This window comes from Metapseudomonas cellulosilytica, from assembly GCF_049334135.1.
Lineage (GTDB): Bacteria > Pseudomonadota > Gammaproteobacteria > Pseudomonadales > Pseudomonadaceae > Metapseudomonas.
Genome location: NZ_JBHZGN010000003.1, coordinates 204,744 through 229,269, shown reverse-complemented (window position 1 = coordinate 229,269; position 24,526 = coordinate 204,744). Strand labels below are relative to the sequence as shown.

The window sequence follows — 24,526 nt, the reverse complement described above, 5'->3', positions numbered from 1 at the left end:
CCCGTACGGGGACTGCGGATTAAGTTAAGATATTAACTTTCATCCATCGCCGTTCCCCCTCCAATGCCCGATTCCCGCCCCTGGCCAGCCGCCGTCCGCGCCCTGCGCCACCGCAACTTCCGCCTCTACTTCGCCGGCCAGGCCATCTCCACCCTGGGCAGTTGGCTGCAGCAGGTCGCCCTGGCGTGGTTGATCTACCGCCTCACCGGTTCGGCCGCGTTGCTGGGCGTAACGACCTTCGCCGCGCTGCTGCCGCAATTGCTGGTCGGCCCCCTGGCCGGTGCCTGGATCGACCGCCACGACAAACGCCGGCTGCTGATCGGTATCCAGGGCCTGCTCGGCCTGCAGGCCATCGGCCTGGCTCTGCTCACCGCCACCGATCTGATCGGCCCGTCGCTGATCGTCGCCATGGCCGCCTTGCTCGGCGTGCTCAACGCCTTCGACACGCCCCTGCGCCAGTCGCTGCTCAGTCAATTCGTCAGCGGCAAGGAGGACCTGCCCAACGCCCTCGCGCTCAACGCCATGCTGTTCAACAGTTCGCGCTTCGTCGGTCCGCCGCTGGCCGGGCTGCTGCTGGGCTTCACCAGCGAGACGGCCTGCTTCGCCCTCAATGCCCTTTCCTACCTCGGGCTGGCTGCGGGGCTGCTGGTCATCCGCATGGCACCGACACCTCGTGCCGCCGGCTCCACGGGGGACGTGTTCCGCGAAGGGCTGGCCTATGTCGCCGGCAGGCCGACCATCCGCCTGATGATGCTCAGCGTGCTGGTGGTCAACCTCACCGCCTCCAGTTACGCCGTGCTGCTGCCGGTGTTCGCCAAGGACATCTTCGCCGGCGATGCGCGCACCCTCGGCTGGCTCTGGGGCGCCGCCGGCCTGGGCTCGCTGCTGGGCACCGCGTTCCTCGCCAATCGCCACGCCCTGCCGGGCCTGGTGAACAGCATCATGGCCTGTGCCCTGGCGGGCGGCGCCGGCTTGCTGGCCTTCGCCGCCAGCGAACAGCTCGCCCTCTCGCTGCTGGCCATGGCCGTGCTCGGCTTCGCCATCACCAACTGCAACGTGGGCACCAACATCCTCCTGCAGAGCCTGGCCCCGGAGCGCCTGAGGGGGCGGGTGGTGTCGCTCTACACCTCGACGCGCTTCGGCTTCGACGCCATCGGCGGGCTGCTGGTGGGCGTGCTCGCCGAACAGGTCGGCGCGCCCTGGGCCATGGCCAGCGCCGGCGCACTGCTGCTCGGCTATTGCGCCTGGCTGCTGCCACGCCAGCGCTGGCTGGGCCGGGAGATAGCGACAGCGCCGAAGGAGGCCTGACCCTATCCTGCATCTGTAGGATGGCGGCGCCCACGGGCGAACCCGATACTCGCTCCACAGGCCCTGCCCCGTCGTGAAGACGATTGGCCATGACCCACACCCGTGACAGAACAACAACAAGGTCGCAATCGGGGATATCGCATGAGCAGGAATGACCAGGCTGATCGCACGATCGCCATCGAGTTGCTGGAGGCATTCAGCGACACCGTGCTGGAACTCCAGCGCCTGGCCAGGGATCGGTCCATCGAAGGCTTCCACGCCCTGGCGCTGGCGCGGTTGCAGCAGTTGCTGGCCTTCGACAAGGCCTGGTGGGGCCGCGCGGCGATGATCGACGGCCTGCCGGAAGAGCACAGCACGCACCTGTTCAACCTGCCACCGCACTACCTGGACGACTGGCAGTCGATCCGCCACGAGGACGTGACCGTCGGCCTGGTCAACGCCACACCCGACAAGGCGGTGGTCGTCGACAGCGCCAATAGCACGCCGGGCCTGAAGTGGCTGGGTGAACGCCACGGCTTTCGTGAATTCCTCTGCGTGATCCATTCCGACCCGCAGACCGGGCTGGTGGACCACCTCACCCTCTACCGCGCGCCCACGGCGGCGCCCTTCAGCGCCCAGGACCAGCTGCTGCTGGACAACCTGATGCGGCACCTGGCCGCCGCCGTCTCGGCGAACCAGATCCGCACCCTGGTGGCCATGCGCGAAAGCCTCTCCAACCCGCGCCAACTGGCGCTGGCAGTGTGCGACTCGCGCGGCACCCTGCACTGCGCCGAGCGTGGCTTCGTCGACCTGCTGCTCACCGAGTGGCCGGAGTGGACCGGCCCGCAGCTGCCCGAAGCGGTCAGCCCCGAGGGCTACCAGGGCGGCCGCCTGCTGCTGGAAGTCACCGCCGTGGGCGACCTGTTCCTCCTCGCCGCCCGCAGCCACAGCCCGCTGCAGCAGCTCAGCGCCCGCGAGAACGACGTGGCCCTGCGCTTCGGCGAAGGCAAGACCTACAAGGAAATCGCCCGCGACCTGGGCCTGGCGCCCAATACCGTGCGCCATCACATCCGCACCATCTATTCCAAGCTCGGCGTGAAGGACAAGGCGAGCATCGCCCACCTCATCCACTCGCCTCCCGACTGATTCCCGCTTTCCCAGCCACCTGATCGTCAGCTGCCAGCCATGGGCGGCAAGGGCGGCGCTTTGCCCGAAGAAACCACCTGCAACCAGAACAAGAGAGACCCGACATCCATGACCTCCTCCCGCTCCCTCGGCCATGTCCTGCTCGGCTGCGGCCTGCTGCCGCTCGCCGCGCAGGCCGCCGACATGAACGCCCGCGACTTCTTCTCCGCGCCCTCAGGCACCCAGCTCGGCGTGCTCTACCTGCCCGCCAACCGCGCCAACGACTTCCATGGCCCGGCCGACGCCAGCGGCAAGGCCGAGCTGGAGGTCAACGCCCTGGCCTACCGCCACGTGCTCTTCACCGACGCCTGCGGCACCCTCTGCACGCCGCAGTTCATCGTGCCCTACGTGGACATCGACGCCCGCCTGCCCGGAGCCACCGGGCACACCAGCGAGCGCGGCATCGGCGACCCGCAGATGGGCGGCACGCTGTTCATCATCAACGACCCGGCCACCCGCACCTACAGCGGCCTGCTGAGCCTGGTGACGCTGCCGGTGGGCGAGTACCACGGCAACAATCCGGACGTGTCCCCCGGCGCCAACCGCTGGGGGCTGACCTTCAATTACAACTACACCCGGGGCGTCGCCGAGAACTGGGTGCTGGAGGCCAACCTCGAAGCCCAGTTCTACGGCAAGAACGACGACTACTACGGGATGGACCTGGAGCAGGACCCGCTCTACCGCCTGCAGGCCTTCGCCTCCTACGACTTCACCCCGGCCACCTATGGCGCCCTGCGGCTGGTGCACGCCGACGGCGGCGAACTCAGTCTGAACGACCGCACCCTGGACGACACCCACCAGCGCTACACCCAGCTCGGTTTCGAACTCGGCCACTGGCTGGACCGGCAGAACCAGCTGATGGTCGCCCTCTCCCACAACGTCGACACCGACAACGGCTACCACGGCGCACAGGCCCTGCTGCGCCTGGCCCATGTGTTCTGATCCCGGAGACCTCGCCATGTCCACCGCAATCCATCGGCCGCTGGCGCTGCAAGCCGCCATCGTCGTGTTCGCCGCCATCACCTCGGCCGTACTGCTGACCGCCCCGGCCATCGCCACCCAACTGGCCGTCGAGCTGGGGCTGAACCCGGCGCAGATCGGCGACCTGTTCTCTATCGAGCTGGGCGCCATGAGCCTCGCCACCCTGCCCTCCTTCTGGTGGCTGAAGCGGGTCGACTGGCGCCGCGCGGCGCTGGTCGCCGCGCTGCTGTTCATCGCCGGCAACCTCGCATCGGCGACCACGGCGAGCTACCAGGCGCTGGCCATGCTGCGCTTCGTCACTGCCCTGGCCGGCGGCTCGCTGATGGTGCTCTGCCTGTCCTGTGCGGCGACCCTGCCCAACCCCAGCCGCGCCTGTTCGAGGCCCATGGCCTGGGCGCCGTCTACCTGCTGCTGGCCAGCCTGATGCTGCTCGGCCTGCCGCTGGTGCGCGCCTTCCCGGCGGCCCATCGGGCAGCCGAACATCGGGTCGGCAGCGGCTCGGCATCCCGCTGGAAAGCCGCAGCGGCCATCCTCGGCCTGCTGGGCTTCTACGTGGCCCTCAGCGCGGTCTGGACCTTCATCGGCGCCATCGGCAGCAAGGCCGGCCTGAGCGCCCGGGCCAGCGGCGACATCCTCGCCATCGCCACCCTGATGGGCATCGCCGGGGCCGGCTGCGCCACCCTGATCGGCGACCGCTGGCCACGCAGCCCGCTGCTGTGCAGCGGCTTCGGGCTGATGGTGGCGGCCATCCTGCTGCTGCTCGGCCAGCCCCAGCTGGCGCGCTTCGCCGTGGCCGTGCTGCTGTTCAAGTTCACCTGGACCTACGTGCTGCCCTTCATCCTCGCCAGCCTGGTGGAACTGGATGAATCCGGTCGCCTGATGAGCCTCAGCAACCTGGTCATCGGCAGCGGCCTGGCCCTGGGCCCAGCCCTGGCCGGCCGCCTGCTCGGTGACGGCGGCGACTTCCAGACCCTGCTGCCGGCGGCCGCCGTGCTCACCGGCCTGGCCCTGCTCGCCACCCTCGCCAGCCGCCTGCGTCCCGCTTCCCTCACCACCGCCCAATCCCTGTAAGCAAGGAGCCTTCACCATGAGCCGTCGTACCGCCTTCTTCTTCGACGAACTGTCCCTCTGGCACAGCGCCAGCCAGCACGCCCTGATCCTCCCGGTGGGTGGCTGGGTGCAGCCGCCCTCCGCCGCCGGCCACGCCGAATCGCCGGAAACCAAGCGGCGCCTGAAGAACCTGATGGACGCCTCCGGCCTCACCAGCCGACTCGACCTGCGCAGCGCCCCGGCCGCCAGCGAGGAAGACCTGCTGCGGGTCCACTCGGCGCACTACCTGGAACGCTTCAAGGCGCTGAGCGATGCCGGCGGCGGCAACCTCGGCGAGCACGCGCCCATCGGTCCGGGCAGCTACGAGATCGCCAAGCTCTCCGCCGGTCTGGCCATGGCGGCCATCGACGCCGTGCTCAAGGGCGAGGCGGACAACGCCTACTCGCTGTCGCGCCCGCCGGGCCACCACTGCCTGCCGGACCAGGCCATGGGTTTCTGCATGCTGGCCAACATCCCGGTGGCCATCGAAGCGGCCAAGGCGCGGCACGGCCTGGGCAAGGTGGCGGTGATCGACTGGGACGTGCACCACGGCAATGGCACCCAGGCGGTCTACTACAACCGCCCCGACGTGCTGACCATCTCCCTGCACCAGGACGGCTGCTTCCCGCCGGGCTACAGCGGCACGGACGATCGTGGCGAAGGCGCGGGGCTGGGCGCCAACATCAACATCCCTCTGCTCGCCGGCAGTGGCCATGCGGCCTACCTCGAAGCCATGCAGCGGATCGTGATTCCGGCCCTGGAAGGCTTCGAGCCGGAGCTGATCGTGGTCGCCTGCGGCTTCGACGCCAACGCCGTGGACCCGCTGGCGCGCATGCTGCTGCACAGCGACAGCTTCCGCGCCATGACCCGCCTGGTCCGCGAAACTGCCGAACGCCTGTGCCAGGGCCGCCTGGCGCTGGTCCACGAAGGCGGCTACGCCGAAGCCTACGTGCCCTTCTGTGGCCTGGCGGTGATGGAGGAACTGTCCGGCATTCGCACCGAGGTGCAGGACCCGCTCTGCGACTTCATCGGCCTGCAGCAGCCGTGCGAAGCGCAGCGTCGGCTGCAGAGCCAGTTGATCGGGGAAATGGTGGAGGCGTTCGGCCTGGCGCGGTAGGGGCTCGATGGCGGCACCTCCTCCTGTGGGGGCGATTTCAATCGCCAAGCGGGACGCAGTCCCGCCCAATCCCGAACCACAGGAAAACCGAACGCTCACCAGGGGGCCGCTTCGCGGCCCTTTTCGAATGAATTCGAACCCACAGGACCGTTTCGCTCCGCGCTACCCAACCTACGGGCCGGCCACACCTGCGCGGCTTGTGCTGGAGCGCAGGGCCAGGCGCAAGGACGCGAAGGCGCCGGTGCCGCACAACGCCACCACCAGGCACATGGGCCAGGTCGAGCCGTCATGCAGCAGGCCCACCAGGAAGCTGGCGAGGGCGCCGAGGCCGAACTGGCCGGCTACCGCCAGGGCCGCAGCGGCGCCGGCGCGCTCGGGGAACAGCGCCATCAGGCTGGCGATGGCGTTGGCACCGAGCATGCCGGTGACGCTGACGTACAGCAGCAGGCCGACGGCGATCCCCATCCAGCCCGGGGCCGGCTGGCTCGTCGCGAGGAGCAGCCACAGCCCGGCCAGGGCGGAAACGGCCGAACCCCGGCGCAGCAGAGTCTCCGGCCCCAGGCGGCCCACCAGGCGGGCATTGAGCAAGGTGGCGACTATCACCCCGGCGATATTGGCGCCGAACAGCAGCGCGTACTGGTTCGGGCTGAAACCGAAGTGCTCGATGAAGACGAAGGGCGAGCCGGTGATGTAGGCGAACATGCCGGCGAAGGACAGCTCCATGCACAGCATCAGCCCCACCGCACGCGGGTTGCCGAGGATCGCCCGGTAGGCGGCGAAGGCGCTGCCCAGGGAATGCCGGCGCGCTTCGCCGCGATGGGTTTCCGGTATGCGCGCGAACACCGCCAGTCCGCACAGCGCTGCGAAGCCCAGCAAGCCGATGAAGATGGAGCGCCAGCCGGCCAGCTGCATCAGCCAACTACCCAGCAGCGGCGCCACCAAGGTGGCGAGCATGGTCACCAGGTGCATCAGCGACAGCACCCGCGCCGACTGTTGCAGGGGATAGAGGTCGCGCACCATGGCTCGCGCCAGCACCGAAGCGGCCGCCCCGCCGAGGGCCTGCAGGCCGCGCCAGAGCAGCAACTGGTCGGCCGTGGCAGTCAGGGCGCAGCCAAGGCTGGCGACCACGTAGAGGGCGACGCCGCCGAGCAGTAGCGGCCGACGGCCGAAGCGATCCGACAGCGGTCCGTAGAACAGCATGCCGACGCACAGCCCCACCAGGAACACGCTGATGCTGTGCTGCACCTGCGCCTCGCTGGCGACGAGTTCCCGTGCCAGGGTGGGCAGGCTCGGCAGGTACATGTCGATGGACAAGGGTGCGAAGGCCACCAGGGCGGCCAGCAGGACGATCAGTCCACGGCCGGCCAATGGGAGGGGCTGGATCATCGGGGAGGTCCCTTGCGGCAGGAAGAAGGCGGGCCGCCGGGCGACCCGCGTCGGATCAGAAGCTGAGCAACCAGAGGCAGATCCCCGGGAAGGCCACCAGCAGCACGATGCGCAGCAGGTCGGAGGCGAGGAACGGCAGCACGCCCTTGGCCGTTTCCAGGTAGGGCACGTCCCGCGCCACCTTGTTGACGATGAACAGGTTCATTCCCAGCGGCGGATGGATCAGGCCGATCTCCACCACCATCAGCGCGAGGATGCCGAACCAGATGGACTTCTGCACTTCGCTCATGCCGTAGAAGTCCAGGCCCATGATCACCGGGTAGAAGATCGGGATGGTCAGCAGGATCATCGCCAGGGAATCCATCACGCAGCCCAGCAGCAGGTAGAGCAGCAGGATGGCGCAGAGCACCAGCATGGGCGCCAGGCCGCTCTGCTGGACCCACTCGGCCAGCTCGGTGGGCATCTGGGTCAGGGCCAGGCCGGAGTTCAGCAGGTCGGCGCCGAGCAGGACCAGGAAGATCATCGCCGTGGTCTCGGCGGTGCCCAGCAGGCTCTGGCGCAGGCCCTCCGTGCGCATGCCGCCCTGGAACACCGCCAGCAGGCCGCAGGCCGCCGCGCCGATGGAAGCCGCCTCGGTGGGGTTCGCCCAACCGCCGTAGATGCCCACGATCACCACCAGGAACACCCCCAGCACCGGCAGCACCTGCATGAACGCCTTGAGTCGCTCAGCGGCGTTGGCAGGCTCGCTGTGGCTGTGGCCTTCCGACTCGCGCGCCACCATCAGCCGCACCACCAGCACATAGCCCACAGCCGCCAGCAGGCCCGGCACCACGGCGGCGACGAACAGTTTGGCGATGGATTCCTGGGTGAGCACCGCGTAGATGATCAGCGGCACCGACGGCGGGATGAGGATGCCCAGGGTGCCGCCGGCCGCCACCGTGGCGGTGGCCAGGCGCCCGGAGTAGTTGTGCCGGCGCAGCTCCGGCAGCGCCACCTGGCTCATGGTCGCCGAAGTGGCCAGAGACGAGCCGCAAATGGCGCCGAAACCGGCGCAGGCACCGATAGCGGACATGCCGAGGCCGCCGCGCAGATGGCCAACGAAGGCCGCCGCACAGCGGAAGATGGCCTTGGAAAGGCCGCCATGGGTGGCGAACTGCCCCATCAGTACAAACAGCGGGATCACCGCCAGGTCGTAGTTGGACAGGCGCGACCAGGCCAGATTGTTGAGGCTGAACAGCAGCGCCGAAAGGTCGCCGTCGTTCACCGCGAGGAAGCACAGGGCGCCGCCCACCATCATGGTCAGGCCGATATGCATGCGCAGCACCAGCAGGGTGAAGGTGGCGGCCAGCGCCAGCAGGCCGAGACTGAGACCGCTCATGGACGTTGCTCCCGGGCGAGGCAGTGGAGGGTTCGGGCACCGGCGGTGATCGCCAGCAACAGCAGGCTCGGGACTATGCCCAGCAGGGGAATCCACAGGGGCACCGAGAGCAGCGTGGAAACCTCGCCGTACTCATGGCTTTCCAGCGCCTGCAACCCGGTGCGCCAGGCCAGCAACAGCGCAGCCAGCAGGCACAGCAGGTGGGCGAAGGCGTCCAGCCAGGCCTGGAGTCGCCGCGGCAGTTTCAGGGTGAAGGCATCCACCTTGATGTGCTGCCCGCGCAGCTCGCACAAAGGCAGGAACGCGGCGATGGCCACCGCCGCACCGATCTCCATCAGCTCGAAATCGCCCCGGATGGGGGTGGCGAACAGCTTGCGACCGATGATGGACACCAGGGACATGGCCACCAGCACCAGCAGGATGAGGCCGCCACCCAGGGCGAAACCCTGGGCGGTGCGCAGCAGCGTGCGGCTGGCCAGGCCGGCCCCCTCGCTGGGGGCGGCGTCGAAGGACAGGGATTCGTTCATCATCGATCACCGGGATTGTTGAGCCGACAGCTTGCGGGCGCCCTGGAGCAGGGCCGGGCCGTCCAGGCCCTTGTCGCTGAGCTCGGCCGCCCAGGCATCGGCCAGCGGAGAGGCCGCCTCGCGCATGGCGGCGTAGGCCGGCTGGTCGATGGCCACCATCTGTTCGGCTGGCGTGGCGTTGCGGGCCTTGTCGAGGAAGCTGTCCCAGGCAGTGGCGAAGCGCTCGTTCAGGGCCGGGCCGCTGTTGCGCTCGATGATGGCGCGCAGGTCCTCCGGCAGGCTGTCGAACTTGCGCGGGTTCATCAGCATGGCGAGCACGGTGTAGGAGAAGGCCGGCTGGCCAGCGGGGATGGCCGAGTGGTGGTCGGTGACTTCATCCAGCTTGGTCGGCGGCACCACTTCCCAGGAAGCCAGCGCGCCGTCCACCACGCCCTTGGAGATGGACTCGGTCATCTGCGCCGGCGGCATGCTCACCGGGGCGGCGCCCAGGGCTTCCACCAGCTTCGCGGCGGTCCGGCTGGAGGCACGCAGCTTGAGGTCCTTCAGGTCCTCCAGGCGGGCCACGGCCTTGCCGCGGGTGTGGATGTCCATGCCGCCATCGCCGTGGATGGAGAGCACCTTGTAGCCCTTGAAGTCATCCCGGGCGTACTGCTCGTAGTACTGCCAGATGATCGGGTTACTGGCCTTCGCCCCCACCGGCAGCATGAAGGGCAGCTCCATGGCCTCGATGCGCGGAAACTTCCCCGCCGAGTAGGCCGGCGCGGTCCAGACGATATCGGCGACGCCGTTGCGCGCCATGTCGGCCAGCTTGGCCGGGGTGCCGCCCAGTTGCATCGAGGGGTACAGCTGGCACTTCAGGCGGCCGGCGGATTCACTGGTAAGTTGCTGGCACCAGGGCTCGATGATGTTGCGTTGGGCGTTGGAGTTGGCCGGCAGGAAGTGCGCGACCTTGAGGGTGTAGCTCTGCTCCGCCAGTGCCAGTTGGGCTGAGCAAGCAACAGAAAGGAGGACGGCGAGCTTGGAGATTTTCATGGGACGGGGCCTCGTTGTTCTTGTAGTGGCGTTTTTCGCCAGCCGGAGGAAGGCAGATATCGTTAACATGTTCAACATCTAATTAACAAATTAACGTTTTGCTGTTGCCTGTCAACCACGGACAACTGCTCGATAGCGGACCGCGCCCTTACCCACGTCCGGAAATGGAGGAAAAATCTAACAGGGTCAAAGAGTTGCGATCAGTCCAGAGGAGCCCGGCAAGAAGGTCTGGCCTGGCACGGACAGACAAGAAGGCTTTGGGGCCGCTGCGCGGCCCTTCGCGAATGAATTCGCTCCTACGGAAAGAAGGTCGTGCCGGTGCCCGCCATCGGCGCTCGTGAGGCGGCGCTCAACGCCACGCCTCCTCCTTGTCCCCTGCCCTGCGCTGGCGATACTCGCCCGGCGACATGCCCGCATTACGCGCAAAGAAGCGGCTGAAATAGGCCGGGTCCTTGAAGCCCAGCAGGTAGCAGATCTCGTTGGATGAGCTGCCGGTGAACAGCAGCAGGCGTTTGGCCTCCTGCATCACCCGGTCGTGGATCAGGCGCTTGGATGGGAGGTCGGCGATGCGTCGGCAGATATCGTTCAGCCGCGCCTCGGTCACGCCCATCTGGCTGGCGTACTGGCCCAGGGACCAGTGCTCGCGGTAGTGGGCCTCGATCATGGCGTTGAAGCGGTGGAACACCTGCAGGTCCTCATGGCGCGCCGGCTGCGCCTTGAGGGACCGGGCCGAGAGCCGCAGCAGACTGATGAAGATCAGCCGGGTCAAGGCCGAGAGCGCCGCCTCGCGACCCGGCCGCTGGGCGCCGAACTCGCTGCGCAGCTGGTCGAACAGCAGGTCCAGGCGCTGCACCTCCTCGCGGTACTCCTCCCCCAACTCGGAAAAGGCCACGCACACCGGCGCAATCTGCGCTCCATCGGCCAATCCCTGCTCGGCTTCGAGCAGGGGCCAGACTAACTGCTGACGCACGGTAAGCACATGGCCGTCGGCGTCCTGCTCGGTGACGAAGGCATGGGGAATGGTCGGTGGGGTGAGGAAGAACAGTGGCCCTTCCTGGAGGTACTGCTGCTCGTCGAGGTAGACCCGTACCGCCCCGCTCTTCACGTAGTGCACCTGGAAGAAGCGGTCATGACGGTGCACCGGCATGTTGCGGCCAAAAAAATCCGCCAGCTTGCCGAGCGCCTCGTAGTGCACTTCCGCGTCGGCGTAACGCTGGTCGTAGACCTGGCCGATGTTGATGTTCGGGATGGGTTGGCGCTCTGCCATGACGACCTTTCTCCGCTGCCTTCGCACACCTTCGATGACGAAAGGCGAAGACGCAAGGCTTGACGATCATTAACATGTTAAATATAAAGTTAACACATTAACGAAATCCTCGTTACGGGTGGCGCTCCTGTCACGGCGCCACCCGCTTTTCATTCACAGGAGACGACCATGCGCCCCGCACTCGACCACGTCGCCACCGGCACCCTGTTCGGCGTTGCGCTGAACTACCGGGGCCTGCTGGAGAGCCGTCTGGACGAATTCCAGCAACCGCCCTACCAGAAGCCGCCGGTCAAACCGGTGCTGTTCATCAAGACCCCGAACACCCGCAATGGCCACGGCCAGCCGGTGGTCTACCCGCAAGGCGTCGAGCGTCTGCAACCGGGCCCGGCGCTGGGCGTGGTGATCGGCAAGCGCGCCAGCCGCGTAAGCGCCGCCGACGCCCTGGCCCATGTGGCCGGCTACGTGATCGTCAACGAATTCAGCCTGCCGGAAGAGAGCTACTACCGCCCGGCGGTGAAGGCCAAGTGCCGCGACGGCTTCTGCCCCCTCGGCCCGGAATTCGTCCCCGCCGCCAACGTGCAGGACCCGCACACACTCACCCTCAAGCTGTTCGTCAATGGCCAGCTGCGCCAGGAGAACAGCACCGCCAACCTGGTGCGCGGCATCCCCCAGCTGATCGAGGAGATCAGTGAATTCATGACCCTGCATGAGGGCGATGTGCTGATCACCGGCACCCCGGAAGGTCGCGTCGACGTGCAACCAGGCGACCTGGTGGAAGTGGAAATCAGCGGCCTCGGTCGCCTCGTCAACACCGTGGTTGCGGAATAAGGAGCCCGAGATGAAACACGCACGCATCCGTTACCAGGGCGAACTCCACGCCGTGACCGTGGAAGCGGACAACGCCGTCCGTCTAGTCGATGGCCGCCTGCTGGCCGAAGACCAGGTCGAGTGGCTGCCACCGGCTACCGGCAGCATGTTCGCCCTGGGGCTTAACTACGCCGACCACGCCGCCGAACTGGCCTTCAAGGCACCCACCGAGCCGCTGGCCTTCATCAAGTCGCCGGGCACCTACACCGGCCACAACCAGGTCACCTGGCGCCCGGACAACGTCGCCTACATGCACTACGAGTGCGAGCTGGTGGCAGTGATCGGCAAGCCGGCGCGCAACGTGAAGCGCGAAGACGCCCTCTCCTACCTGGCCGGCTACACCGTCTGCAACGACTACGCGATCCGCGATTTTCTCGAGAACTACTACCGGCCCAACCTGCGGGTGAAGAACCGCGACGCCACCACCCCGGTCGGTCCCTGGATCGTCGACGCCGGCGATGTGCCCGACCCAATGAAGCTGACGCTGCGCACCTGGGTGAATGGCGAGCTGAAGCAGGAAGGCACCACCGCCGACATGATCTTCGACATCCCCTACCTGATCGAATACTTCTCCAGCTTCATGACCCTGCAGCCGGGCGACATGATCGCCACCGGCACGCCGGAGGGCCTGGCCGACGTGGTGCCCGGCGATGAAGTGGTGGTGGAAGTGGAAGGCGTGGGCCGCCTGGTCAACCGCATCGTCAGCGAAGAGGCCTTCTTCGCCCGCAAGCAACAAGAGGTAAGAACCGCATGATCAAGCACTGGATCAACGGCCAGGAAGTCGAAAGCAAAGAGACTTTCGTCAACTACAACCCGGCCACCATGGACGCCATCGGTGAAGTCGCCAGCGGCGGCGCCGAGGAAATCGCCGCCGCCGTGGCCGCCGCCAAGGAAGCCTTCCCCAAGTGGGCGAACACCCCCGCCAAGGAGCGCGCCAGGCTGATGCGCAAGCTGGGTGAACTGATCGACCAGAACGTACCGCACCTGGCCGAGCTGGAAACCCTGGACACCGGCCTGCCGATCCACCAGACCAAGAACGTGCTGATCCCCCGCGCCTCGCACAACTTCGAGTTCTTCGCCGAGGTCTGCACCCGCATGGACGGCCACAGCTACCCGGTGGATGACCAGATGCTCAACTACACCCTCTACCAGCCGGTGGGTGTCTGTGGCCTGGTCTCGCCGTGGAATGTGCCGTTCATGACCGCCACCTGGAAGACCGCGCCGTGCCTGGCCCTGGGCAACACCGCGGTGCTGAAGATGAGCGAGCTGTCTCCGCTGACGGCCAACGAGCTGGGCCGCCTGGCCCTGGAAGCCGGCATCCCGAAAGGCGTGCTGAACGTGGTGCAAGGCTACGGCTCCACCGCTGGCGATGCCTTGGTCCGTCACCCGGACGTGCGCGCGATTTCCTTTACCGGCGGCACCGCCACCGGCCGCAAGATCATGCAGACCGCCGGCCTGAAGAAGTACTCCATGGAACTGGGTGGCAAGTCGCCGGTGCTGATCTTCGACGACGCCGATCTCGACCGTGCCCTCGACGCCGCGTTGTTCACCATCTTCTCGCTGAACGGCGAGCGCTGCACCGCCGGCAGCCGGATCTTCATCCAGGAGAGCGTCTACGACAAATTCGTCGCCGAGTTCGCCGCCCGCGCCAAACGCCTGATCGTCGGCGACCCGCAGGACCCGAAGACCCAGGTCGGCTCGATGATTACCCAGGCCCACTACGACAAGGTGACCGGCTACATCCGCATCGGCATCGAGGAAGGCGCCACCCTGCTGGCCGGCGGTCTGGAGCGCCCGGCGAACCTGCCGGCACACCTGTCGCGCGGGCAGTTCATCCAGCCCACCGTGTTCGCCGATGTGGACAACCGCATGCGCATCGCCCAGGAAGAGATCTTCGGCCCAGTGGTCTGCCTGATGAAGTTCAAGGACGAAGCCGAAGCGCTGCAACTCGCCAACGACACCGAATACGGCCTAGCCTCGTACATCTGGACCCAGGACATCGGCAAGGCCCACCGCCTGGCCCGCGGCATCGAGGCCGGCATGGTGTTCATCAATAGCCAGAACGTGCGCGACCTGCGCCAGCCGTTCGGTGGCGTGAAGGGCTCGGGCACCGGCCGCGAGGGCGGCCAGTACAGCTTCGAGGTGTTCGCCGAGATCAAGAACGTGTGCATTTCCATGGGCAGCCACCACATCCCGCGTTGGGGCGTGTAAGGCTCGTCCGCATAGAGCCGCTCCGCAGGCAAACCCTGCGCGAGCGGCCACTTTCGCTGGCGTGCAAACACCACAACAACCAGGACGCCCCGTGAGAGAGGGCGCCCGCCGCTAGGAGAACCGTCATGGGCAAACTTGCTCTGGCTGCCAAGATCACCCACGTCCCGTCCATGTACCTGTCCGAACTGCCCGGCCCGCGCCAGGGCTTTCGCAAGCCGGCCATCGACGGGCACATCGAGATCGGCCGCCGCTGCCGCGAGCTGAACGTCGACACAATCGTCGTGTTCGACACCCACTGGCTGGTCAACGCCAACTACCACGTCAACTGCGGCCCTCATTTCCAGGGTCTGTACACCAGCAACGAGCTGCCGCACTTCATCAGCAACATGGAGTACGAGTTCCCCGGCAACCCCGAACTGGGTCGCCTGCTGGCCGAGGCATGCAACCGCTACGGCGTGGAGACCATGGCCCACGACGCCACCACCCTGGCCCCCGAGTACGGCACCCTGGTGCCCATGCGCTACATGAACGCCGACCAGCACTTCAAGGTGATCTCGGTCTCGGCGCTGTGCACCTCCCACTACCTGAACGACAGCGCCCGCCTCGGCTGGGCCATGCGCAAGGCGGTGGAAGAACACTACGACGGCACGGTCGCCTTCCTCGCCAGTGGCTCGCTGTCCCACCGCTTCGCGCAGAACGGCCAGGCGCCGGAGTTCGCCACAAAAGTGTGGAGCCCCTTCCTGGAAATCCTCGATAACCGCGTCGTGCAGATGTGGCAAGACGGTGAGTGGGACGACTTCTGCACCATGCTCCCGGAGTACGCGGTCAAGGGTCACGGCGAAGGCTTCATGCACGACACCGCGATGCTGCTGGGTGCCCTGGGCTGGTCGAAGTACGACGGCAAGGCCGAAGTCGTCACGCCCTACTTCGGCTCCTCCGGCACCGGCCAGATCAACGCCGTGTTCCCGGTCACCCCACAGGACGGCTCCGCCATCCCCGCCGCCCAGGCCTCCAACCCGGCCGGCGTCACCTCCACCAGCCGCCTGTAAGGAGCCTCGCCATGCCCCATCTGGTCCTGCTCTACAGCCCCGACCTGGAACGCGAGGCCGACATCGGCGGCCTGTGCCGCGCCCTCGCCGACTGCATGCTGCAGCAGCGCGACGAGACCGGCCGCCAGGTGTTCCCCACCGGCGGCACCCGCGTGCTGGCCTACCCGGCGGCCCATGCCGCCGTGGCCGACGGCAAGGGTGATTACGGCTTCCTCTACGCCAACCTGCGCATGGGCGCCGGGCGCAGCCCGGCGGTGCACAAGCAGGTGGGCGACAGCCTGCTGGCGGTGCTGCGTGGCTACCTCGACGCCCTGCTGGAGCAACGCCCCATCGGCGTCACCCTGCAGATCGACGAAAGCCCCAGCCAGGTCTTTGATGCCAAGCACAGCAGCCTGCACCCCCTGTTCTCGAAGAATTCCTGAGGTTTCCATGCTCGACGCCAGCATCATCCAGCAAGCCGCCGCCCGCCTAGACGCCGCCGAGCGTTCCCGCGAGCAGGTGCGCCAGTTCTCCCTCGACTACCCCGCCATCAGCATCGACGACGCCTACGCCATCCAGCGCGCCTGGGTGGCACAGAAGATCCGCGACGGCCGCAAACTGGTGGGCCACAAGATCGGCCTCACCTCCCGCGCCATGCAGGTCTCCTCCAATATCACCGAGCCGGACTACGGCGCGCTGTTGGACGACATGTTGTTCGACGAAGGCAGCGACATCCCCTTCGAGCGCTTCATCGTCCCGCGCGTGGAAGTGGAATTGGCCTTCATCCTCGGCAAGCCGCTGCGCGGCCCGAACTGCACGGTGTTCGACGTGCTGGAGGCCACCGAGTGGGTGATCCCGGCGCTGGAGATCATCGACGCGCGCATCCAGCAGGTAGACCCGGACACCAAGGTGACGCGCAAGGTCTTCGACACCATCTCCGACAACGCCGCCAACGCCGGTGTGGTCATGGGCGGGCGGGCCGTACGCCCCACGGATATCGACCTGCGCCGGGTTCCGGCGATCCTCTACCGCAACGGCGTGATCGAGGAATCCGGCGTCTCCGCCGCGGTGCTCAATCACCCGGCCAAGGGCGTGGCCTGGCTGGCCAACAAATTGGCCCCCTACGACGTCACCCTGGAAGCCGGGCAGATCATCCTCGGCGGTTCCTTCACCCGCCCGGTGGCGGCCAACCCCGGGGATACCTTCCACGTCGACTACGACCAGCTGGGCTCCATCGCCTGCCGGTTCGTGTAAGCGGCAAGCCACAAGCTTCAAGCTGCAAGTGAAACGGCCTTTGCTTGAGGCTTGCAGCTTGCAGCTCTCCAAAGGAGCTTCCCATGCAACTCCCCATCAACCATTTCAAGGCTCGGCTGAATTCCGGCCAGCCGCAGATCGGCCTCTGGCTCGGCCTCGCCGATGCCTACTGCGCCGAACTGGCGGCCAGCGCCGGCTTCGACTGGCTGCTGCTGGACGGCGAGCACGCCCCCAACGATCTGCGCAGCCTGCTGGCCCAGCTCCAGGCCATCGCGCCCTACCCGTCCCAGCCCATCATCCGCCCCCCCATCGGCAACGCGGTACTGATCAAGCAGTTGCTGGATATCGGGGCGCAGACCCTGCTGGTGCCCATGGTGGAATCCGCCGAGCAGGCCTTTGATCTGGTGCGCGCCATGCGCTACCCGCCCTTCGGCATCCGTGGCGTCGGCAGCGCCCTGGCCCGCGCCTCGCGCTGGAACAGCATCCCCGGCTACCTGGATAACGCTGACGAGCAGATGTGCCTGCTGGTGCAGATCGAGAACCTCGAAGGCCTGGCCAACCTGGATGTGATCGCCGCCGTGGAAGGAGTCGACGGCGTCTTCATCGGTCCGGCCGACCTCTCCGCCGCCATGGGCCATCGCGGCAACCCCGGCCATCCCGAGGTGCAGGCTGCAATCGAGGACGCCATCCTCCGCATCCGCGCTGCCGGCAAGGCCGCCGGCATACTCTCCGCCGACCAGGCCCTGGCACGGCGCTACATCGAACTGGGCGCGGCCTTCGTTGCGGTGGGGGTGGATACCACGGTGCTGATGCGTGGATTGCAGAGCCTGGCGGGGGCGTTCAAGGGGACGCCGGCGCCGGTGGGCGGGGGTGGTGGGGTGTATTGATTGACCCTGGTGATGAAGAAAGCCGGCTCCTTGAGCCGGCTTTCTTGTACCTACTTTCTTGGCACCGAGCGGTCGCGAAGCCCCCTCACCCCAACCCTCTCCCAGAGGGAGAGGGGGCTGGCCGTGCAGGGGGTGGGCTTTGGCACTTCGTCGCCACCGCGAGTCACCCCTCTCCCTCCGGGAGAGGGGCCGGGGGTGAGGGATGTATCCGTCCGCTCGGTACCTAGACTGAACACGGATCGCGAATGAATTCGCTCCTACGGGTTTCCCCTCCCCCAAAATGAAAATGGCGCCCACAAGGGGCGCCATTTTCCACTCCAGTTCGATCACCCCAACGCAATCACCGCCTTGAGCATCTGCTTGAGAGTCTCCACCTGCTCCTCGCTGAACTGCGCGAACACCTTCTCCTGCTGCTCGCGGGCGATGCGCCAGAGCGCGTCGGCCTGCTCCACCCCGGCCGGGGTCAGCACATAGCGTTCGCCAGCATCGGCCACCATGCCCTTGCGCTTGAGGATGGCCACCGCCTCCTCGATTTCGCGCCTGGGCATCGCCACTTCCCGCTGCAGGTCGCAGAGGTCGAGGCCGGCGTCGTTCTCCAGCACCATCAGCATGCGCGCCTCGCTGGTGCGCAGGCCGGTGGCGAGCTGCTTGGGCTGGTAGTCGGCCTGGTAGCCGCGCACCGCCTGGGTCATCAAGTAGTAGAGGTTGTGCGAAAGACGCCCCTGGAAGGCGCTGGAAGCCGGCTGGCCTTCGCCCTTCTGGGTCATGCGGGTGTGCGGCAGGACCATGGAATAGGCGCCCTGGTGGTAGAGCAGCGGGGAACGGCCGAAATCATCGAAGGCCAGCACCTTGCCGATGAGGATGACATGGTCGCCGCCATCCACCTGCTGGTGCAGCTCGCACTGGAAGCGTGCCGCGCAGTCCGGGAACAGCGGCGCGCCGCCGATGCCGGTGTCGAAGGTGACGCCATCGAACTTGTCGTCGCGCGGACGGGCGAACTGGTTGGACAGGTCGATCTGGTCAGCGGCGAGGATGTTCACCGCGAAGTGGCTGGCCTGCTGGAACACCGCCAGGCTGCTGGAGCGCTTGTCGATGCTCCAGAGGATCAGCGGCGGCTCCAGGGATACCGAGTTGAAGCTGTTGGCGGTGACCCCGGCGCGGCTGCCATCGGGCGCGGTGGCGGTGACGATGGTGACGCCGGTGGCGAAATTGCCGAGGGCGCGGCGGAAGGCCCGGGAATCGAAAACGGACTCTTGGGAAGACATGGCGCAGCTCCTGGCGGCCGCCTCATGGGACGGCCACACGGTTTTTCGAATGAGGGCGACGCGGGCCGCCCGGCACGCAGGTAAGGGATGCAGGCGTTACACCATGCTGGGGTCGGGTTCGAGTCCCATCAGCTCGCGCCCGAGGATCTGCGCGCAGACGTCGTAGTCGGTGTAGGCATGGGCGCCGGTCATGTGGGAGTCGCGGAACAGCCGCTGCATCTCGTTGTTCTCGAACCAGGCGGTGCCGCCGGCGGCCTCGAACAGGCGGTCCACCGCCTGGATGCACATCTTCACCGCGTAGGCCTGGTTGGTGCGCCAGAAGGCCAGGGTGTCGCGGCTCGGGTACTGGTGGCGCTCGCCGTGCTCGGCGTGCTCCTGCCAGGTCTTTTCCAGGAAGGCGCGGGCGGCGGCCACCTGGTGGGTGGACTCGGCCAGGCGCATCAGCGCCGGGGTGGCGGTGCCGACGCTGACGCCGGTGTAGGCGCGCACGCGGTTCTTCGTTTTCTCCTTGAAGGCTTCCAGCATGCGCTCGGCGATGCCCAGGCTGATGGCTGCGAAGCCGCTGGCAAAGTACGGGCGATAAGGCGCGTAGAAGATCTTGCTGTCCGGGTACAGGCCGAAGCCGGCGGACTTGCCTTCCATCATGTCCTTGGCGGCCTGGATGCGGTGGTTGGGCACGAAGGCGTCCTTGATGACCAGGGTCTTGGTGCCGCTGCCCTTCATGCCGGCGGCGAACCAGTCGTCGCGGATCTCGTAGTCGCTGCGCGGCAACACGGCGAAGCAGTAGATGAGCTCGCCCTCGGCATTCTTCCGGCGGCAGCCGACGATGGCCCATTCGGCATGGTCGCTGCCGCTGCTCCAGCCCATCTCGCCGTTGAACAGTACCCCGCCCTCCACTTCCTCCACCTTGCCGAAGGGCGCGATGGAGCTGCTGGCGGTGGCGTCGGAATTCTCGCCCCAGACCTCTTCCTGCAGTTGCGCGGGGAACATCGCCAACTGGTGGCTGTGGGTGCACAGCAGGCTGAAGGCCCAGGCGGTGCTGGCACAGGCGCCGGCCAGGGCGACCACGCAATCGGCGAACTCCGGCAGGGAGATTTCCATGCCGCCGTACTTCTTCGGCTGCAGTGCGCGGTGCAGGCCGATGCCCTTGAGCATGGCGATATTCTCTTCGGGCACCTGGCGCAATTGCTCGGCCTTCGCAGCATTGGCGGCGATGGCAGGCAGGATGGCCTTCAGGTCATCGAGGAGAGGGTTTGGCTTTTTCATGTCGGAGCCCTGCTTATTGTTAGAGGTGGCGCCGTCGGGCCGAAGCGGTCCTGATAGCCGGACCAGGCCGCTGCCGCAGGCGGTAACCCAAGTGGGTGCAGGGCGATTATGGGATGGGGTACCAACCTCAAGAATGGACGTTACGGAGTCTCGATTGCACTTTTCGTGGCGCGGTCTCGCGCAGGACAGGTAGGGTGAAAATCCTCGAAGAGGATTTCCACTATCGGCGGACTACGAGAACCTCGCCCTCTCCTGCTGGCAAAAGCCGGTGGACCGGTAAAGCGTGGTCCACCCTACATGTGCCATGACTCAGGGCTTGATCTGTTTGAGCTCGTTGAGCAGTTCGAAGAGCTGCTTGAGCTTCGCCTCGCCGAACTGGTCCTGGATCTTCTGGTAGTTGGCCTCCATCCCCGAACTCATGGACACGAAGCACTGCTGGCCCTTTTCGGTCAGGTTGACCAGCACGCGACGCTGGTCCTGCGGGGCCTTGCGCCGCGCCACCATGCCGTCGCGCTCCAGCCGCGCCAGCACGCCGGTCATGCTCGGCTTGAGGATGCAGGCGAGGTCCGCCAGTTGGTAGCTCTCCAGCTCGCCGTGCTGGCGCAGCAGGCGGATCACCCGCCACTGCTGCTCGGTCAGGTCGTGCTGGTTGAGCAGCGGGCGAAAGAAACTCATGGCCGCTTCACGGGCCTGCAGCAGGGTGAGGGTCAGGGAGGGACGGGTTTCAGGCATGGTGACGAGGGTCCGGGACTGTATCGTGAAGATTTTAATGAAAATATCCGCACTCTCGCAGCCCGGCAAGACGAAGGGCGGACCTCGTGGGTCCGCCCATTGGCATCAGGCCTCCTCGAAGCTCAGCTCCGGCGGCTGGCGGCGGAAACCGCCGGTGAGCCAGCCGAGGTAGATCACCCCGAGCGCCAGCCAGGACAGGCCGAGGATGATCGCCAGGTGGTCCAGGCTGACCATCAGCCAGAGGGTCGCCACCATTCCGGCCAGCGGGAACAGCAGGTACTGCACCAACTCGCGCGGGCCGCGACGCTCGCCATTCAGCCAGTAGTGGAAGATCACCGAGAGATTCACCAGGGTGAAGGCCAGGAAGGCGCCGAAGTTGATGAAGGACGTGGACGTGGTCACATCCATCTGCAGCGCCAGCAGCGCCACCACGCCGCAGAGGACGATGCTGCCCACGGGGGTGCCAAAGCGCTCGCTCAGGCGGCCGAACATCGACTGCGGCAGTACCCCGTCGCGGCCCATGGCGAACAACAGGCGGGAGGCGCTGGCCTGGGCCGACAGGCCCGAGGTGAACTGGCCGACGATCAGGCCAATGAGGAAGATCGACACGAACAGGTCGCCGCCGATATTGCGGGCGATCTCGTAGGCCGCCGAATCCGCGCTCTGAAACTCGATGGACGGATGCGCCAGCTGCACGAAGTAGGAGGCGGCGATGAAGATCAGGCCGCCGATCAGCGTGATCAGCAGGATCGCCCGCGGAATGGTGCGGCACGGGTCGCGGGTTTCCTCGGTGAGGGTGCTCACCGCGTCGAAGCCGAGGAAGGAATAGCAGGCGATGGCCGCGCCCCCCATGATCAGCGGCAGCTGCATGCCCTCCCTGAAGAAGGGTTCCAGCGACCACAGCGGCTTGCTGGCATCGCCCAGCACGTAATGCACGCAGAGCGCGACGAAGGCCAGCAGCACCAGGGACTGCACCAGCATCAGGACGCCGTTGACCTTCTTCGCCAAGCGCAGGCCCACCACGTTGATCGCGGTGGTGACGCCGATGAAGGCCAGTACCCAGACCGCCTGGGGCACCGCCGGGAAGGCCGAATGCAGGTAGGCCGCACCGATCAGCCAGATGGCCATGGGCAGGAACAGGTAGTCCAGCAGCACCGCCCAACCGGCGAGGAAACCCAGCTTGGGGTTGATGGCCTTGCGCACGTAGGTGTAGGCCGAGCCGGCCACCGGGAAGGCCGCGGCCATGCGCGCATAGCTCAGGGCGGTGAAGAGCATGGCCACGGAGGCCGCCAGGTACGCCGCCGGCACCAGGCCGCCGGTGCTGTTGGCGAGGATGCCGAAGGTGCCGAGGACGATGATCGGGGTCATGTAGGCGATGCCGAAAAGCACCACCGACCCCAGCGACAGGGTGCGCTGAAGATGAGCCATTACCGCTACTCCGAATTGTTGGTTGTTGTGGCAGAGCCGAAGTGGCATGAAGGGCCGCTCTGCGGATGGAGCGGCCAGGGAAATCAGGGAATCAGCAGCTCGCGGCGGCCATCGGCATGCTCGATGCGCTCGCCCGGAAGCTGCAGGCGGCGCTCGTCGAGGTAGCGGTAGTCGCTGCGGGCGGCCTTGAGGCGCTCGAGGTCCAGCTCGACGATCTGCCGGCACTCGTCGCGGCCGGCCTCGCAGAGCAGTTGGCCGAAGGGATCGACCACCGCGCTGCCGCCAGCGAACACCAGGCCACCGTCGCCTTCGCCGACGCGATTGACCATCACCGCATAGGCCTGGTTTTCCATGGCGCGGGCCATGATGGCGGTGCGGTGGGTCGGGCCGTAGGGGTCCATGTTGCCGTTGGTCACCAGGATCAGCTCGGCACCCAACTGGCCAAGGGCGCGGGCGCTCTCGGGGAACTCGATATCGAAGCAGATCAGGATGCCGACGCGGATGCCCTTCCACAGCGCCGTGGCATAGCGGTCACCGGGGGTGAAGACGCCACGATCCGACGCCCAGAGGTGGGTCTTGCGGTAGCGCAGGGCGATGCCTTCCGGAGTGATCAGCAAGGTGGTGTTGTAGAAGGTGCCGGCGTCGTTCTCCGCCACGCCCACCACCACGGCCACATTGCGCTCACGAGCAGCCTGCTGCACCGCCCGTACGCTGGAACCGTCCAGCGGCTCGGCGATGTCGGCGATGTTGTCGGCGGTGGGAAAACCGGTCAGCTGGGTTTCCGGGAAGACCACCAGTTCGGTATCCGGCGCGCAGGCGGCGATGGTCTGGAGGGTGCGCTCGAGGTTGTAGGCGGTATCGCCGTCACGGCCGGCGAGTTGGACGAGTTCGACCTTCATGGGTACTCCTGGTTCTTGTCAGCGGGCGAGCAGAGGTCACAATGCTCGGCACCCGCCCTGGTGTATCCGGAGTATGGAGCGCGACCAGGCACGAGGTAATTACGCAGGCGTGGTAACCCATCGGGGGTAGAAACATGAGTCTGACCTTGCAGGACATCGCCTGGCACCAGGCAGTCGGCCGGCTGATCGAGCAACTCGACCGCCCCGGCTTCTGGCTCGCCCTGGTGCGCCTGCTGGAACAATATGTGCCCTTCGACAGCTGGGTCGCCCTGCTCTTCAGCGATGGCCGGCCCCAGGTGTTCGCCGAATGCCCGGGCGCCGACGGCGGGCCCGACCCGCTGTTCCAGGATTACCTGCGCGGGCTCTACCAGCTCGACCCCTTCTACATCGCCAGCCGCGAGCGCAATGAAGGCGGCCTGTTCCGCCTGGCCGAGGTGGCGCCGGAGTGCTTCGAACAGACCGATTATTACCAGCGCTATTTCCGCCTCAATGTGGTGGCCGACGAGGTGCAGCTCAATGTGCCGCTGGATGGCGCGCGTACCCTCTGCCTGTCCCTGGGCTCGCGGCAGGCGTTCAGCCCGCAACAGATTGCCCTGCTCGGGCTGATCCAGCCCTGGGTCGCCGGACTGATGCGCCAGCGCATGGGCTTCGAGAAGGAACTCATGGCCAGCCCTCCGCCCCCAGCCCCCGCCTGGCAGGAACAGCTGGAGGCGGCCGGGCAGAAGGTGGAAACCGCCCTCACCGCCCGCGAACTGGAAGTCGCCCGCCTGATGCTCAGCGGCTGCTCCAGCAAGGAGATCGCACGCAAGCTGGATATCTCCGCCGAGACGGTGAAGGTCCACCGCAAGCACATCTACAGCAAGCTGGGGATCAAGTCGCAGTCGGAGCTGTTCGGCCTGTTTTTGAAAGCGCAGGTGGGGTGACAGCGGGGGTGTGGATCTGCGTGTAGGGGCGAATTCATTCGCCAAGGGTCGCAAAGCGGCCCCATTGGATACGACGGGCAAACCTTCGGTTTGCTTGGCGAATGAATTCGCCCCTACAGCAATCTTCGCTTGGACAAAACTCTTTCCCCAGAAACGACAATGCCCGACGTGCAATAGCCGGGCATTCCGTCGAAACAATCAACCAGGATCAATCAACCGTTACTGCAACCCTTGCCGAAGACCCTATATTCCACGCGGTGAACGTTCCCCTGATGGTCTTCGTAAGTCATATAGGCAGGTACTATTCCGCATACATCTGGAATTTCGCTTCTGGAAATAACCTTGGCGATATCCATTTCCATGCCGTAGTGGTACTGCTCGATAGCGGGCTGCACTGCAACGGCGGATTCCGCCGGTTCTTCAGCCAGGGCGAAGGCAGACATGCCGGCCAGCGCCAGCAAGGCAAAAGCTTTCATTGGATAGTTTCCCGAAAACTTGGAAGTTAGAACTTCGACCA

At 66.5% G+C, this 24,526-nt stretch carries 23 protein-coding genes and 1 pseudogene; 13 read left to right on the top strand and 11 right to left on the bottom strand.

The features are described from left to right. Positions 1–63 precede the first annotated feature (63 nt). The 5 genes and pseudogenes from ACFW0H_RS05330 (at position 64) to ACFW0H_RS05310 (ending at position 5,659) form a co-directional block, all read left to right on the top strand. Entirely contained in the window at positions 64–1,308 is a 1,245-nt protein-coding gene (locus ACFW0H_RS05330) for an MFS transporter (RefSeq protein ID WP_422912856.1), read from the top strand. 141 nt (positions 1,309–1,449) lie between these two features. Beyond that, positions 1,450–2,433: a helix-turn-helix transcriptional regulator gene (locus ACFW0H_RS05325; RefSeq protein WP_422912855.1), complete on the top strand. Its 984-nt coding sequence runs from the start codon at positions 1,450–1,452 to the stop codon at positions 2,431–2,433. A 108-nt stretch (positions 2,434–2,541) separates the two neighbouring features. Next, a complete protein-coding gene (locus ACFW0H_RS05320; protein ID WP_422912854.1) occupies positions 2,542–3,414 on the top strand; it encodes a transporter in 873 nt (290 codons plus the stop codon). Next, a pseudogene (locus tag ACFW0H_RS05315) lies at positions 3,404–4,524 on the top strand (MFS transporter). Before ACFW0H_RS05320 ends, ACFW0H_RS05315 begins: the two are co-directional and overlap by 11 nt. Before the next feature lie 16 nt (positions 4,525–4,540). Continuing rightward, positions 4,541–5,659 (top strand): class II histone deacetylase, encoded by a 1,119-nt coding sequence (locus ACFW0H_RS05310; protein ID WP_422912853.1) that lies wholly within the window; start codon positions 4,541–4,543, stop codon positions 5,657–5,659. A gap of 171 nt (positions 5,660–5,830) precedes the next feature. Here ACFW0H_RS05310 and ACFW0H_RS05305 read toward each other — a convergent pair whose 3' ends face one another. The 5 genes from ACFW0H_RS05305 to hpaA form a co-directional block, all read right to left on the bottom strand. Further along, the gene (locus ACFW0H_RS05305; RefSeq protein WP_422912852.1) at positions 5,831–7,045 is read right to left on the bottom strand and encodes a Bcr/CflA family multidrug efflux MFS transporter; all 1,215 of its coding nucleotides are present in this window, start codon (positions 7,043–7,045) and stop codon (positions 5,831–5,833) included. Positions 7,046–7,100: 55 nt separating this feature from the next. Next, on the bottom strand, positions 7,101–8,423 hold the full coding sequence (locus ACFW0H_RS05300) for a TRAP transporter large permease (protein ID WP_422912851.1): 1,323 nt from the start codon (positions 8,421–8,423) through the stop codon (positions 7,101–7,103). Next, positions 8,420–8,950, bottom strand: coding sequence for a TRAP transporter small permease (locus tag ACFW0H_RS05295; RefSeq protein WP_422912850.1), 531 nt, complete (start codon positions 8,948–8,950; stop codon positions 8,420–8,422). The genes ACFW0H_RS05300 and ACFW0H_RS05295 overlap by 4 nt, the downstream gene beginning before the upstream one ends. A 6-nt stretch (positions 8,951–8,956) precedes the next feature. Continuing rightward, entirely contained in the window at positions 8,957–9,982 is a 1,026-nt protein-coding gene (locus ACFW0H_RS05290) for a TRAP transporter substrate-binding protein (RefSeq protein WP_422912849.1), read from the bottom strand. A 349-nt stretch (positions 9,983–10,331) separates the two neighbouring features. Further along, positions 10,332–11,249, bottom strand: a complete 918-nt coding sequence (gene hpaA / locus ACFW0H_RS05285) for a 4-hydroxyphenylacetate catabolism regulatory protein HpaA (protein WP_422912848.1) — start codon at positions 11,247–11,249, stop codon at positions 10,332–10,334. 168 nt (positions 11,250–11,417) lie between these two features. Here hpaA and ACFW0H_RS05280 point away from each other — a divergent pair, with 168 nt between their 5' ends. The 7 genes from ACFW0H_RS05280 to hpaI all read left to right on the top strand — a co-directional run bounded on the left by ACFW0H_RS05280 (position 11,418) and on the right by hpaI (position 17,496). Then, a complete protein-coding gene (locus tag ACFW0H_RS05280) occupies positions 11,418–12,077 on the top strand; it encodes a fumarylacetoacetate hydrolase family protein (protein ID WP_422912847.1) in 660 nt (219 codons plus the stop codon). A gap of 10 nt (positions 12,078–12,087) precedes the next feature. Further along, the gene (locus tag ACFW0H_RS05275) at positions 12,088–12,870 is read left to right on the top strand and encodes a fumarylacetoacetate hydrolase family protein (protein WP_422912846.1); all 783 of its coding nucleotides are present in this window, start codon (positions 12,088–12,090) and stop codon (positions 12,868–12,870) included. Continuing rightward, positions 12,867–14,327 carry a 5-carboxymethyl-2-hydroxymuconate semialdehyde dehydrogenase gene (gene hpaE / locus ACFW0H_RS05270; protein ID WP_422912845.1) on the top strand — a complete coding sequence of 487 codons (1,461 nt, stop codon included), beginning with the start codon at positions 12,867–12,869 and terminating at the stop codon, positions 14,325–14,327. Before ACFW0H_RS05275 ends, hpaE begins: the two co-directional genes overlap by 4 nt. A gap of 125 nt (positions 14,328–14,452) precedes the next feature. Beyond that, on the top strand, positions 14,453–15,376 hold the full coding sequence (gene hpaD / locus ACFW0H_RS05265; RefSeq protein ID WP_422912844.1) for a 3,4-dihydroxyphenylacetate 2,3-dioxygenase: 924 nt from the start codon (positions 14,453–14,455) through the stop codon (positions 15,374–15,376). Between the two features lie 11 nt (positions 15,377–15,387). After that, complete coding sequence (locus ACFW0H_RS05260; RefSeq protein WP_422912843.1) at positions 15,388–15,798, top strand: 5-carboxymethyl-2-hydroxymuconate isomerase; 411 nt, start codon at positions 15,388–15,390, stop codon at positions 15,796–15,798. A gap of 7 nt (positions 15,799–15,805) precedes the next feature. Further along, on the top strand, positions 15,806–16,609 hold the full coding sequence (gene hpaH, locus ACFW0H_RS05255) for a 2-oxo-hept-4-ene-1,7-dioate hydratase (protein ID WP_422912842.1): 804 nt from the start codon (positions 15,806–15,808) through the stop codon (positions 16,607–16,609). An 83-nt stretch (positions 16,610–16,692) separates the two neighbouring features. Then, entirely contained in the window at positions 16,693–17,496 is an 804-nt protein-coding gene (hpaI, locus tag ACFW0H_RS05250; protein ID WP_422912841.1) for a 4-hydroxy-2-oxoheptanedioate aldolase, read from the top strand. A gap of 326 nt (positions 17,497–17,822) precedes the next feature. Here hpaI and ACFW0H_RS05245 read toward each other — a convergent pair whose 3' ends face one another. From ACFW0H_RS05245 to ACFW0H_RS05225, 5 genes are all read right to left on the bottom strand, one after another. Continuing rightward, entirely contained in the window at positions 17,823–18,761 is a 939-nt protein-coding gene (locus tag ACFW0H_RS05245) for a p-hydroxyphenylacetate 3-hydroxylase reductase component (RefSeq protein WP_422912840.1), read from the bottom strand. Between the two features lie 96 nt (positions 18,762–18,857). Then, positions 18,858–20,027 (bottom strand): p-hydroxyphenylacetate 3-hydroxylase oxygenase component, encoded by a 1,170-nt coding sequence (locus ACFW0H_RS05240; RefSeq protein WP_422912839.1) that lies wholly within the window; start codon positions 20,025–20,027, stop codon positions 18,858–18,860. A gap of 309 nt (positions 20,028–20,336) precedes the next feature. Continuing rightward, a complete protein-coding gene (gene hpaR / locus ACFW0H_RS05235; RefSeq protein ID WP_422912838.1) occupies positions 20,337–20,759 on the bottom strand; it encodes a homoprotocatechuate degradation operon regulator HpaR in 423 nt (140 codons plus the stop codon). Between the two features lie 105 nt (positions 20,760–20,864). Further along, positions 20,865–22,187: an APC family permease gene (locus ACFW0H_RS05230; RefSeq protein ID WP_422912837.1), complete on the bottom strand. Its 1,323-nt coding sequence runs from the start codon at positions 22,185–22,187 to the stop codon at positions 20,865–20,867. An 83-nt stretch (positions 22,188–22,270) separates the two neighbouring features. After that, on the bottom strand, positions 22,271–23,086 hold the full coding sequence (locus ACFW0H_RS05225; protein WP_422912836.1) for a carbon-nitrogen hydrolase family protein: 816 nt from the start codon (positions 23,084–23,086) through the stop codon (positions 22,271–22,273). 134 nt (positions 23,087–23,220) lie between these two features. Here ACFW0H_RS05225 and ACFW0H_RS05220 point away from each other — a divergent pair, with 134 nt between their 5' ends. After that, positions 23,221–24,009 carry a helix-turn-helix transcriptional regulator gene (locus tag ACFW0H_RS05220; RefSeq protein WP_422912835.1) on the top strand — a complete coding sequence of 263 codons (789 nt, stop codon included), beginning with the start codon at positions 23,221–23,223 and terminating at the stop codon, positions 24,007–24,009. Positions 24,010–24,221: 212 nt separating this feature from the next. On the opposite strand, the gene ACFW0H_RS05215 is transcribed toward ACFW0H_RS05220, so the two are convergent. Then, the gene (locus tag ACFW0H_RS05215; RefSeq protein ID WP_422912834.1) at positions 24,222–24,485 is read right to left on the bottom strand and encodes a DUF2790 domain-containing protein; all 264 of its coding nucleotides are present in this window, start codon (positions 24,483–24,485) and stop codon (positions 24,222–24,224) included. Positions 24,486–24,526 lie beyond the last annotated feature (41 nt).

Excerpts from the sequence above, each read along its gene's own strand:
- ACFW0H_RS05320 (WP_422912854.1), top strand. The coding sequence starts at position 2,542 with ATGACCTCCTCCCGCTCCCTCGGCCATGTCCTGCTCGGCTGCGGCCTG.
- hpaI (WP_422912841.1), top strand. The coding sequence starts at position 16,693 with ATGCAACTCCCCATCAACCATTTCAAGGCTCGGCTGAATTCCGGCCAG.
- ACFW0H_RS05280 (WP_422912847.1), top strand. The coding sequence starts at position 11,418 with ATGCGCCCCGCACTCGACCACGTCGCCACCGGCACCCTGTTCGGCGTT.
- ACFW0H_RS05275 (WP_422912846.1), top strand. The coding sequence starts at position 12,088 with ATGAAACACGCACGCATCCGTTACCAGGGCGAACTCCACGCCGTGACC.
- hpaA (WP_422912848.1), bottom strand. The coding sequence starts at position 11,249 with ATGGCAGAGCGCCAACCCATCCCGAACATCAACATCGGCCAGGTCTAC.
- ACFW0H_RS05220 (WP_422912835.1), top strand. The coding sequence starts at position 23,221 with ATGAGTCTGACCTTGCAGGACATCGCCTGGCACCAGGCAGTCGGCCGG.
- hpaR (WP_422912838.1), bottom strand. The coding sequence starts at position 20,759 with ATGCCTGAAACCCGTCCCTCCCTGACCCTCACCCTGCTGCAGGCCCGT.
- ACFW0H_RS05230 (WP_422912837.1), bottom strand. The coding sequence starts at position 22,187 with ATGGCTCATCTTCAGCGCACCCTGTCGCTGGGGTCGGTGGTGCTTTTC.
- ACFW0H_RS05295 (WP_422912850.1), bottom strand. The coding sequence starts at position 8,950 with ATGAACGAATCCCTGTCCTTCGACGCCGCCCCCAGCGAGGGGGCCGGC.
- ACFW0H_RS05305 (WP_422912852.1), bottom strand. The coding sequence starts at position 7,045 with ATGATCCAGCCCCTCCCATTGGCCGGCCGTGGACTGATCGTCCTGCTG.
- ACFW0H_RS05245 (WP_422912840.1), bottom strand. The coding sequence starts at position 18,761 with ATGTCTTCCCAAGAGTCCGTTTTCGATTCCCGGGCCTTCCGCCGCGCC.
- ACFW0H_RS05300 (WP_422912851.1), bottom strand. The coding sequence starts at position 8,423 with ATGAGCGGTCTCAGTCTCGGCCTGCTGGCGCTGGCCGCCACCTTCACC.
- ACFW0H_RS05310 (WP_422912853.1), top strand. The coding sequence starts at position 4,541 with ATGAGCCGTCGTACCGCCTTCTTCTTCGACGAACTGTCCCTCTGGCAC.
- ACFW0H_RS05330 (WP_422912856.1), top strand. The coding sequence starts at position 64 with ATGCCCGATTCCCGCCCCTGGCCAGCCGCCGTCCGCGCCCTGCGCCAC.
- ACFW0H_RS05260 (WP_422912843.1), top strand. The coding sequence starts at position 15,388 with ATGCCCCATCTGGTCCTGCTCTACAGCCCCGACCTGGAACGCGAGGCC.
- ACFW0H_RS05225 (WP_422912836.1), bottom strand. The coding sequence starts at position 23,086 with ATGAAGGTCGAACTCGTCCAACTCGCCGGCCGTGACGGCGATACCGCC.
- ACFW0H_RS05240 (WP_422912839.1), bottom strand. The coding sequence starts at position 20,027 with ATGAAAAAGCCAAACCCTCTCCTCGATGACCTGAAGGCCATCCTGCCT.
- ACFW0H_RS05290 (WP_422912849.1), bottom strand. The coding sequence starts at position 9,982 with ATGAAAATCTCCAAGCTCGCCGTCCTCCTTTCTGTTGCTTGCTCAGCC.
- hpaD (WP_422912844.1), top strand. The coding sequence starts at position 14,453 with ATGGGCAAACTTGCTCTGGCTGCCAAGATCACCCACGTCCCGTCCATG.
- ACFW0H_RS05215 (WP_422912834.1), bottom strand. The coding sequence starts at position 24,485 with ATGAAAGCTTTTGCCTTGCTGGCGCTGGCCGGCATGTCTGCCTTCGCC.
- hpaE (WP_422912845.1), top strand. The coding sequence starts at position 12,867 with ATGATCAAGCACTGGATCAACGGCCAGGAAGTCGAAAGCAAAGAGACT.
- hpaH (WP_422912842.1), top strand. The coding sequence starts at position 15,806 with ATGCTCGACGCCAGCATCATCCAGCAAGCCGCCGCCCGCCTAGACGCC.
- ACFW0H_RS05325 (WP_422912855.1), top strand. The coding sequence starts at position 1,450 with ATGAGCAGGAATGACCAGGCTGATCGCACGATCGCCATCGAGTTGCTG.